The sequence below is a fragment of the Nostoc sp. ATCC 53789 genome, from assembly GCF_009873495.1.
GTDB classification, from domain to species: domain Bacteria; phylum Cyanobacteriota; class Cyanobacteriia; order Cyanobacteriales; family Nostocaceae; genus Nostoc; species Nostoc muscorum_A.
The window spans coordinates 2,761,210-2,772,542 of the sequence record NZ_CP046703.1 but is presented as its reverse complement, the minus strand read 5'-3'; the positions used below and the strand labels follow the sequence as shown (position 1 = coordinate 2,772,542).

At 40.4% G+C, this 11,333-nt stretch carries 8 protein-coding genes; all 8 read left to right on the top strand.

All coding sequences use genetic code 11. The features are described from left to right. Positions 1-139 precede the first annotated feature (139 nt). The 8 genes from GJB62_RS11330 to GJB62_RS11295 all read left to right on the top strand — a co-directional run bounded on the left by GJB62_RS11330 (position 140) and on the right by GJB62_RS11295 (position 11,289). Positions 140-1,915 carry a class I SAM-dependent methyltransferase gene (locus tag GJB62_RS11330; RefSeq protein WP_114081593.1) on the top strand — a complete coding sequence of 592 codons (1,776 nt, stop codon included), beginning with the start codon at positions 140-142 and terminating at the stop codon, positions 1,913-1,915. A 77-nt stretch (positions 1,916-1,992) separates the two neighbouring features. Further along, positions 1,993-6,675 (top strand): type I polyketide synthase, encoded by a 4,683-nt coding sequence (locus tag GJB62_RS11325; protein ID WP_147262483.1) that lies wholly within the window; start codon positions 1,993-1,995, stop codon positions 6,673-6,675. A 19-nt stretch (positions 6,676-6,694) separates the two neighbouring features. Continuing rightward, positions 6,695-6,946 carry a hypothetical protein gene (locus tag GJB62_RS11320; protein WP_114081591.1) on the top strand — a complete coding sequence of 84 codons (252 nt, stop codon included), beginning with the start codon at positions 6,695-6,697 and terminating at the stop codon, positions 6,944-6,946. Positions 6,947-7,177: 231 nt separating this feature from the next. Continuing rightward, the gene (locus GJB62_RS11315) at positions 7,178-7,945 is read left to right on the top strand and encodes a thioesterase domain-containing protein (RefSeq protein WP_114081590.1); all 768 of its coding nucleotides are present in this window, start codon (positions 7,178-7,180) and stop codon (positions 7,943-7,945) included. Between the two features lie 15 nt (positions 7,946-7,960). Further along, positions 7,961-8,191: an acyl carrier protein gene (locus tag GJB62_RS11310; protein ID WP_114081589.1), complete on the top strand. Its 231-nt coding sequence runs from the start codon at positions 7,961-7,963 to the stop codon at positions 8,189-8,191. A gap of 50 nt (positions 8,192-8,241) precedes the next feature. Then, positions 8,242-9,177: a thiamine pyrophosphate-dependent dehydrogenase E1 component subunit alpha gene (locus tag GJB62_RS11305; RefSeq protein WP_181852831.1), complete on the top strand. Its 936-nt coding sequence runs from the start codon at positions 8,242-8,244 to the stop codon at positions 9,175-9,177. Further along, positions 9,162-10,193: a transketolase C-terminal domain-containing protein gene (locus GJB62_RS11300; protein ID WP_114081588.1), complete on the top strand. Its 1,032-nt coding sequence runs from the start codon at positions 9,162-9,164 to the stop codon at positions 10,191-10,193. Before GJB62_RS11305 ends, GJB62_RS11300 begins: the two co-directional genes overlap by 16 nt. Next, entirely contained in the window at positions 10,186-11,289 is a 1,104-nt protein-coding gene (locus tag GJB62_RS11295) for a 2-oxo acid dehydrogenase subunit E2 (protein WP_114081587.1), read from the top strand. The genes GJB62_RS11300 and GJB62_RS11295 overlap by 8 nt, the downstream gene beginning before the upstream one ends. Positions 11,290-11,333 lie beyond the last annotated feature (44 nt).

Here is an 11,333-nt window from a genome sequence, read left to right as displayed (position 1 = left end):
ATGTTCTATTGCGGAAATGCTTTTGGATTTAGATTTTTGCTAATTTAGTTAGCTATTAAATTAGTTAAAATACCTAGAACTATTGTTGGATTTAGGCAAGGTCAGTTACGCATAGTTGCTTTTAGGTGTATAAAGACTTATGCAATTAAGAGACAAGATTTTTGGCTGTGCAGTTTATACCAGAAGCGATATCCTCGACAAATTGTTTAGACCGAAAAATATTCCTGATTTGTCAGATGGAGACAGCGAAGAAAGAAAAGAACGTCTCTCAGTTCGGCGAACAATCTTTCTACATCTGGATGGAATTGCCATAGGCCCAACTACAAATGCTCTACAGGAAAGAGGAGTCTTCTTCTTGTTTGAAGAAGGAAAAGTCGTACCCCTGAATCTAGTTCTGAAATATTTTCCGGGAAATATAGGCTATTTGAATGTTGCTTTGCGGTTAATGGTGTCGCAAGGATGGATGAAGCATCAAGAAATTGAGGGAGAAATCTTTTACACCTTGACTCGCAGAGGTAGCATAGCGTTAGGACTGTCATCAATTTATAAAGAGTTTGTTGCTTTTTTACCTACCCTGATTAATATCAATGACTATCTTTTTGGAGATTTAACTTTGTCGTTACAGTCTAAATTAGCTGACGGCATGAATTTCTCCTCTCTGCTAGCAAGAGCTAAAAGACAGTGGGACTTGGTAGAAAGTACAGATGAAGATTATCAGTATGTGTGTTGTCAGATATTGCACCATCTCAATGGCTTATTGGTAGGCCCAACAATGGTATCTTTAGCAATGGCTAATGTGTTTGAGCAAATCGATCCCAAAACACACACACTTGATATTGAGCAGTTAACAGGTAATCAAAAACATTTACTTGAAGCTTTTGAAATCCTGGCTTTACAGGGCTGGGTTGTAATTCAAGGTCGTCAAGTTCAGTTCATCCGTACAGGCTTATATGCGATTTCTAGAGCCTACGCTTACGGAGTCACGGTTTCTTATTTACCAACATTTGAGAAGGTTCCGGAACTGTTATTTGGCAATCCCGCTATTTTATCGGGACGAGATACTGATGGACATGAAACCCATGTGAATCGTCGAGTAAATATTTGGGGTAGCGGACTAGCTCATCAAACATACTTCCAGAAAGTTGACGCGATTATTAGAGATATCTTTAACCGTCCGATTGACGAACAACCCAAAGGAATTGTAGATATGGGTTGTGGGGATGGTACATTTATGGAGCATATCTATCACGTCATTCAAAATCAGACCGTCAGAGGGAAATTTCTCAATGAGAATCCCTTGATTATGGTCTGTGCTGACTATAATCAAGCCTCTCGGGAAGCTACTTATAAAAGACTCAAGGATTTGCAGTCGCCGATAAGCGTCATCTTTGGTGATATTAACGACCCAGACGACTTGGCAAAAGCAATACTCGCCAAATATGGAATACCATCTGACGAGTTTCTCCATGTCAGATCGTTTTTAGATCACAACCGTCCTTTTATCACTCCCAGACTGGGAAATATGGGCTGTGAATTGAGTTCTACAGGAGCTTTTGTTTGTAGGGGTCGAATGATTACAGCAAATGAACTCTTACAAAATTTATTAGAGCATTTACAGCGTTGGAAACCGCATATCGGGCGATTTGGTTTGTTAGTCCTAGACTTACATACGATTCCGCCAGCCCTAGCAGCAGCGAATATTGGGTATACCTTAGCCACAGCTTATGATGCGACTCATGGTTATACAGATCAATATCCGATTGAACTGAATCAATTCATCGCTGCGGCAAAATTAACTGGATTAACTCCCGATCTCCGCTACCAAGCCAAGTTTCCACCTAATGATTTGGCTACAGTTAGTCTCAATTTATTTGTCCCTATGGAAGTGGGGAGTGGTGAGTTACATTCTGACTAGATTGTTAGAAATACGAACTCCAGAGGATACGAATAGTTCATCAGGTCATACTGCAAAATCAAGTAGGTGGATTAGAGTTGTCTAATAACTTTAACGAAAAAGCGATCGCAATTATCGGGATGTCGGGACGTTTCCCCAAAGCAAACAACCTGGATGAATACTGGCAAAATCTCAAAAATGGGGTTGAATGTATCTCATTTCTGAGCGATGAGGAACTAGCGGCGGAAGGTGTAGATGCTTCTACCCTCAACGATCCCAAGTATGTCAAAGCCAGTCCGATGATTGACAATGTGGAATACTTCGATGCCGGATTCTTTGGCTATTCACCTAGAGAAGCCAAACTCATTGATCCTCAACATCGTGTATTTCTAGAGTGTGCTTGGGAAGCTTTAGAAGATGCTGGGTGCGACCCTGAGAACTATGAAAGCCCCATCGGTTTTTATGCAGGCGCGAGTATTAATACTTACATACTGGATTGTATTTTAGGCGATCGCTTGCGTCCTAAACTTGATTTTGAAAGCTTCCTGGAAACCTTCGTTGGTAGTGACAAAGACTTTCTCACCAGTCGCGTATCTTACAGATTAAATTTGAGAGGGCCTAGCGTCACAGTCCAAACGGCTTGTTCCACTTCCTTAGTTGCAGTACATTTAGCTTGTCAAGGCTTGTTGAATGGCGACTGCGATATGGCTTTGGCTGGGGCAATTTCCGTCAGAGTACCTCATCGTGCTGGTTATTACTATCGTGGTGGTGGTATTGTTTCTCCTGATGGACATTGCCGCGCCTTTGATGCCGAGGCTGGGGGGACTGTTTTCGGTAGCGGTGGTGGTATTGTCGTTTTGAAGAAGTTAGCGAATGCTTTAGAAGATGGCGATCGCATTCATGCCATCATTCGGGCGACAGCAATTAACAATGATGGTGCCCTCAAAACTAGTTACACTGCACCAGGGGTAATCGGACAGAAAAACGCCATCATTGATGCTTTATCCAAAGCTGGGATTAGTCCTGAAACCATCTCATACATCGAAGCTCACGGCACTGGGACTCCCATTGGCGACCCCATCGAAATCAATGCCTTAACCCAGGCATTTCACACACAAACTCAAAAACAGGGATTTTGTGCGATTGGTTCGGTCAAGCCAAATATCGGTCATTTGGATGTAGCATCGGGTATGGCTGGACTAATCAAACTGATTCTGGCTTTGAAACATCAGCAGATACCACCAAGTATTAACTTTAACCAACCAAATCCCCGCATTGATTTTGCCAGTAGTCCCTTTTACGTCAATACAAAACTCTCGCCTTGGCAAACCAATCAAATTCCCCGCCGCGCTGGAGTTACAGCCCTTGGACTAGGGGGGACTAATGCCCATGCGATTCTTGAGGAAGCGCCAACGGGGGATAGGGTGGGAGATGGGGGAAATGGGTATTATTTACTACCTATTTCAGCCAGGAGTTCAGAAGCTTTAAAGTGTTTAGCAAAGTCCTATCAAGACTTTCTTAGCACTCAAGGAGAAACTCTACGAGACATTTGCTACACCGCCAGCGTCCGCCGTAGTCATCATAGTCACCGCCTGAGCTTGTTAGCTCGTTCCCCCAATGAACTATCGCAGTTACTAGAAACATATCTCCAGGGAGAACTACATTCCCAGATTACAACGGGTATCCAAACTCCAGATCGTCAGCATCTACCGATTTTTATCTTCCCTGGACAAGGTTCTCAGTGGTTAGGTATGGGGCGCAAATTATTACAGCAAGAACCTGCATTTAAGGCTGCTATAGTTCAGTGTGACGAAGCTATCAGTCAGTATACAAATTGGTCATTACTCGAACAATTGATACTTGATGAAGCTGATTCACGTTTGACAGAAATTGATGTTATCCAACCGACTTTATTTGCCGTTGAGATAGCCTTGGCAATGCTTTGGCAATCATGGGGGATTAAACCTGCGGCTGTCGTCGGTCACAGCATGGGTGAAGTAGCAGCAGCTTATATTGCAGGTATCTTAAACTTAGACGATGCCGCCAAGATTATCTGTAAGCGCAGCCAAGTAATTAAACGGGTTAGCGGTCAGGGTGCAATGGCTGTGGTTGGTTTGTCTTTGGAACAAGCCCAAAAGGTGATAGTTGGCTATGAAAACTGCGTATCTGTAGCCGTGAGCAATGGCCCGACATCCACTGTTTTATCAGGCGATCCCAAGGCGATAGAAACTATTCTGGCGAACTTACAAGCCAAAAATATTTTTTGCCGCTTAGTGAAAGTAGATGTCGCTTCCCACAGTCCGCAAATGGAACCTTTACAAGAGGAACTGCGGCAACTTTTACAAGGAATTCAACCTCAAGCAGCAACTATCCCCATCTATTCCACAGTCACGGGTAAATTAATTGATGGTTTGGATTTAGATACAACCTATTGGGTAAAGAATTTGCGGGAGCCTGTATTGTTCTCGACGGCTATTCAAAGCTTGATAGGTGAAGGACATGAAGTTTTTCTCGAAATTAGCCCGCATCCAATTTTAACCACAGCTATCGAGCAAGGACTACAGTATAGCGATCGCCAAGGTGTTGTACTTCCTTCCCTCAAACGCAACGAAGATGAATTAGCTGTGATGCTCAATTCCCTTGGTGCGGTGTATACTGCTGGATATCCTGTAAATTGGCGCAAACTCTATCCCAAAGGTGGCAACCACATTCAACTACCCACTTATCCCTGGCAACGTCAGCGATACTGGTTAGATAGAAAAATTGCCCGCAAAACGCCACTTCCAGAAGAAACGAATAAATCTGCAATATCAGAAGAATGCACCGATTTGTTCTATGATCTAACCTGGCGGTTAAAACCACAGCAAAATTCCACTAGTAAAAATAACCAAGATAGTTTGTGGTTAATCTTTGGCGATCGTCAAGGCTTAGGAACTGCCTTAGCATCCCAATTACAGGCGCAAGGTGCAACTTGTCACTTTGTAATTCCTGGAAATAGTTACAGCGAATCTTCACAAGGATATTTCACAATCAATCCTAGCGATCGCGAAGATTTGCAGCAACTAATCAAAGATGTAAAGGCGAACAGTCAGCTACCTCTGCGGGGAATCGTGCATTTGTGGAGCCTGGATATTGCTTCCGCACAAGTCACCGAAACATCCTTGCAAGATGCCGAAAAGTTACTCTGCGGTAGCGTGCTGCACTTGATTCAAGCCTTGGTGAAAAATCCCCCGTCCGACTGGCCGCATTTATGGTTAGTCACGCAAAACACCCAACCAGTGAAATCTTCCGTCAATTCTCAGGCGCTACCCCAATCACTTTTATGGGGACTGGGAAGGGTGATAGCACTGGAACACCCAGAACTGTGGGGTGGTTTAATTGACCTTGATAAAACCACCGCAGACCAAGCAGCCATGCTGTTGGCAGAAATCCAAACAGCCGACGGAGAGGATCAAATTGCTTGGCGTAATGGTCAAAGATATGTTGCACGTCTCGTCACCAGTACCGTGCCAAAGGCATTGAAGCCGTTAACAGAATTTAATGCCGATGGCACTTACTTAATCACAGGTGGTTTAGGAGGACTAGGTTTAAAGCTAGCAGCTTGGTTAGTCGCCAAAGGTGCAAGACACCTAGTTCTCACAGGTAGACAAGGACTCCCAGAGCGTTCTTTATGGGATACCTTACCGCCAGATGACAAGCACAAAAAGGCAATTACAGCCATTCAAACATTAGAAGCTCAAGGTGCAACAGTCAACGTTGTGCAAGCGGATGTCAGCAACTTTAGCCAGATGCAAGCTGTATTTGCCAGCAATACTCACTGGCGCGGCATCATCCATGCGGCTGGGATTTCCATCCCTCAAAACTTGGCAGAGATGAGTTTAAGCACATATCAAAATGTATTAGCAGCCAAAGTTAGCGGTACTTGGATATTGCATCAGTTGACTCAAAATCTCCAACTAGACTTTTTGATTTTGTTTTCCTCAGCCGCCGCCATCTGGGGTTCTAGCGGACTTGCGCCTTATGCGTCAGCAAACCACTTCTTGGATATTTTGGCTCATTATCGCCAAGGAAACAACTTACCAGCATTGAGTGTTAACTGGGGTAGTTGGGATGAGATAAACGTTGTTGCAGCTGAAGTCCAAAGCCTGTGGTCGCGTGTCGGGTTAAAACCGATGGCTGTCACACAAACTCTAGAAGCATTGAAGTTATGTTTGCAATCAGGTGTAGTACAAAAAACAGTTGCAGATGTTGACTGGAGTATCTTTAAACCCACTTATGAAGTCAGACGACACAGACCGCTACTAGAAGAGTTGGGACAACCGCAGAAAAAACAAGAAAATAGCGCTGTAACCAAGCCAGAGCTATTGTTGCAGCTAGAGAAGAGTTTAGCAGGCGATCGCCACAACTTACTCATCACTCATCTGCAAATGATCGTGAGTGAGATTTTGGATCTCGACCCAGAAAATCCTCCCGAAAACCAGCAAGGATTTTTCCAAATGGGGATGGATTCTCTCATGTCTATCCAACTAAAAAATCGGCTAGAAGCAAGTTTAAACCATCCCCTACCTTCAACCCTAGCTTTTGATTATCCCAACATCGAAATGCTAGCTAACTATCTAACACAAGAAGTACTATATCCAATTTTCCATCAACATCTTGAAACAACCCAAGATACACCTACACAGCCAACATCACAAAATCAAAGTAATAGCTTAGATGAGCTTTTCTTGCAAATAGAATCGCTTTCCGAAGACGCAGTAACACAGTTATTTTTGAACTAGTTTTTCAGGAGAAAAAGCAATGTCCATCATCTACACCGTTTTAGATAATATCTCTCAAATGTCAGGAATCAAAAAACTACTAGCGATTCTCAGCACATTTTTTATTGTGTCAATTTTGATTACAGGTTTATATTTGCTCTTTAGGAAGTATAATGAAGTAGGCTTAATTTCCATCATGTCAATTTACTTTATTTTGATGCCTCGCGATTCTTTTCTTGAGCGAAAAGAAATGAGAAAAATGGAAAAGCGAATGAATGCAGTCAAAGTCTAAATAAAAAATTTTCTCATAAATGTTTCTGCATCAAACAATTTTGGATTTTAAATTGAGATGATACCTGTTTGTGCAGTGTTCCCGCAGGATATATTTGGGCTTGCTTCAGAATTTGTAGATTTTAAAATTTGGATTAGAAATTCAAAAGTTAAAATCTAAAATTGGCTGAAAATTAAACACTCGCCCAAAAATTATCTTTCTAACTCCAGCTAAGTAAAAATAGAAAAAGCGATGACTGCTACCAAAGAACTTAACACCTGGATTTTTTCACCAAAACTAAATACAAAAGCTAAACTTCGCTTCTTTTGCTTTCCTTATGCTGGGGGTGGTACTTCATTATTTCGAGATTGGGTTAATGGCTTACCTTCAGATGTAGAAGTATGCCAAGTTCTGCTTCCAGGACACGATACTCGCATCAAAGAAAAGCCATTTTCCCATCTCATTACCTTAATAGAAACAATGGTTCCAAGTTTATTACCCTACCTGGATATGCCATTTGTTTTTTATGGTCATAGCATGGGAGCATTGCTGTGTTTTGAAGCAGCTCGTCGCCTTAGAAAACAACATAATTTAGAACCCAAACATTTATTTGTTTCTGGTAGCCGCGCTCCACAAACTCCATGTTTTCTAAAACCCACACATCATTTACCAGATAACTTATTTATCGATGAAATCAACAAGCGCTACAAAGCCATCCCCAAGGAGATTTTAAATAACCAAGAAATCATGCAGTTATTTTTGCCAGTTCTTAAAGCAGACTTTTCAATTATTGAAACTTACGAATATACTCCTGACTTACCATTAAATTGTTCCATTTCCGCCTTTGGTGGACTGCAAGACGAAATGGTAAATATAGAAGATATTGCTGCATGGGAAGACCAAACATCTGGAAAATTTACCTTGCAGATGATTGAGGGAGGGCATTTTTTCATCAATCATAAAAAACAAGAAATACTGAAAGCTATATCTGAACAACTAGTAGAAACCTTAACAATTTAATTCCCGGAGGTAGTTTTGGAAACCCTAACAGATATTTTTTCAGATGTATTAAACATCTCCCCTTTAGAAATCACAGATCAACTCAGCCCCAATACTCTCAAAAATTGGAACAGTATGGCGCACATGAAGCTAGTAATGGCTATAGAAGAAGCCTACGATATAGTCTTCACAGTTGACGATGTGAAATCTGTAAAATCCTTCGCAGACGCTCGCCAAATTCTACTTCAAAAAGGAGTCGAATCTTAACCTCTAAAATTACCTTCTGCGTGAGCTTTTTCTACACCCCAGCATCCGCCATGAAACTTGATACCCTCCCCCCAATCCAAGAAACTCAAAAACTGACTCCAATTTCAGATTATGACTTAGCAATCATACTGATGATTCGCCACTTTGAATTAGCACTTTTAGAGCTATTTTCTAGTGGTAAATTAAACGGTACAACCCATACTTGCCTTGGTCAAGAATACATCCCTGTAGCACTCAAAACAGTTTTAACTGATAGTGACTTCATCCTCAGCAATCATCGCGGACACGGCCATTACCTCGCAAGATTTGAAGATCCCGAAGGCTTGTTAGCAGAAATTATGGGCAAAGAAGGTGCAGTTTGTCATGGTGTAGGTGGAAGTCAGCACATCTACAGAAAAAATTATTTATCTACAGGAATTCAAGGCGAAAGTTTGCCTGTTGCTGCTGGGATAGCCTTGCATTTACGTCGCCAAGGTAACTTCGGGATGGCTGTAGTTCACATTGGCGATGGTACTTGGGGCGAAGGAGGAGTTTACGAAGCCCTGAATATTTCCCAATTATGGAGTTTACCTGTTTTAGTAATTGTAGAAAACAACAAAATAGCTCAGTCTACTCCTACTAAAATGCAAATGGCAGGCACAATTGCAGGTCGTGTTCAAGGTTTTGGAATTAATTATTTAAAAGTAGATTCAATAGATATTAACGAAATTAGGACGCTGATTAGCCCTCACATTCAAGCCGCTAGAACTAAATCTTTGCCCTTAGTAATTGAATTTGATACTAATCGAGTCGGCCCCCATAGTAAAGGTGACGATACACGAGACATTCAAGAACTAGAAAGAATTCAAAAATGGGATTGGTATTCAGTTTATCAGCAGCAATATCCAGAGCAATTTGAGCGGATAGAACTAAAAGTTAAAACTGAAATAAGTAGTTTGGTTAGAGATGTTGAATCTAGAGAATTAGTACAATGGAAACTACTCTAAAGAGAACTGAGCGAGTTGTTGAGAATTTAAATCGTGGACTACATCATATATTTGCTGTAGATCCTCAAGTTTTTTTAATTGGTGAAGATATACTCGACCCCTATGGAGGAGCATTCAAAGTTGGTAAAGGATTATCTTCTAATTACCCAGATAGAGTTTTAACTACACCAATTAGCGAAGAAGCAATTGTGGGGATAGGTGGTGGTTTGGCTTTGTGTGGCAATAAACCTATTATCGAAATCATGTTTGGTGATTTCATTGCCTTGGGATTCGATCAGATTTTAAACTTTGTTTCTAAATCTGTATCAATGTATGGCACAAAATTAGACTTAAATATGATTGTTCGCTGTGCAGTGGGTGGTAATAGAGGATATGGCCCGACTCATAGCCAAAGTTTGCAAAAGCATTTTGTTGGTATTCCCAATTTATATTTATTTGAATTATCGCCATTGCATGATAATATTGCAGTGTTTGAAAAGTTGGTTAATTTAACTTACCCCTGCATCTTTTTTGAAGATAAGGTACTCTATACTCAAAGAATTTACGCTGATGGATTGATTGACGATCTGTTTAGTTATGAATTTTTAGATTCTGCCAAGAATTTCGCTAGAATTTATGCCGATAGTTTTGAAGAAAATAACTGCTTACTAATTTCACCAGGGGGATTAGTACCAAGATGTTTAGCTGCGGCGCGGGAATTATTTATTGATTGGGAAATTGAAACTCAGATTATTGTTCCTAGTCAACTATATCCTTTTGAATTAGAAACCATCATAGATTTATTAACCGATAGCACTCATATCTTTATTGTGGAAGATAGTGTAGCTGGCGGTACGTGGGGGAGTGAAGTTGCTCATCAAATCTACAGTAGGCTTTGGGGTAAATTAAAAAACCCTGTCAAATTGGTTCACTCGAAAAATAGTATTATTCCTTCTTCTGCTCATTTAGAGAAGCAGGTGATTGTGCAGAAGGAAGATATTTGCAATTCTGTCAAGGAAGCCGTATTATATGTATGAGATAATTCTGCCAAAATTTAATAATAATGATGAGAGTTATACATTGTTATACTGGTTGTCTGATATAGGTAAGCCAGTAAATAAAGAAGAAGCGATCGCAGTATTTGAAACGTCCAAAGCAGCTTTTGATTTAGAGAGTGAAGCAGAGGGTATTTTGCATACTTTACCTGAAGCTGGTGATGAATGCAAACCTGGAGATGTCATTGGATATTTATTTGAAACTGAAGTAGAAAGACAAGATTTTCTCAAAAACTCAGGAAAGAAAGCAAAGACAACGGATGATAAATCTTTAACTATTACCAAGGTTGCTCAAGAATTAATTGATAAACATGGTATTTCTGAAGAAAATATCAGAAAATTAGGTAAAAATATTATTAAAAGGCCAGATATTGAAAAGTTAATTAACGAACAGAGTCGAGATGAAGTTAAAGGTTTAGAAATATCTCGCCAACAAATGGCGATTGCCCGCGTAGTAACCCAATCGCATACACAAATTCCCAAAGCATTTTTGTTGATGAAAATCTACGGCGATGCTGCAACTCAACTGTTAAGTGACTATGGGAAAAAACATGATATTATTATCGGCTTACCAGAACTATTAATTAAAATCACAGCTACTTTACTATCAGAATTTCCGTTTTTCTTTGGTAGCTTAATTGATGACAATAGATTCATGCCTGGAGAAGTGGCTAATGTCGGAGTTACCCTTGACTTAGGCAAAGGTTTATTTATTCCTGTAATTAAAAATGTCGGTGAAATATCTCTAATAGATATCGCCAATAAATTGATGGACTTCAGATTGAAAGCTATGCGCGGTCAGTTTAATGAAGAAGAATTGAATCAGGGAAATATTTCTCTTTCTATTAATATGGATAAAGATTCTCTGGTAACAATTCCTATAATTTTGCCTTCTCAAAGTTGTATGTTATCTCTTGGAGGAATCCAAGAAGAACTTTATTTAGATTCTGAGCAAAATGTCAAAAATCGTAGTTATATTAATTTAGGACTTGCTTATGACCACAGAGTTATTAATGGTCGAGAAGCTGCTCAGTTTTTAACTAAAATTAAGACTAAAATTGAACAACCAAGTATATAAGCATCATCTGCGTCTATAGGTCGTTAATTTAATTCTTCATCCCA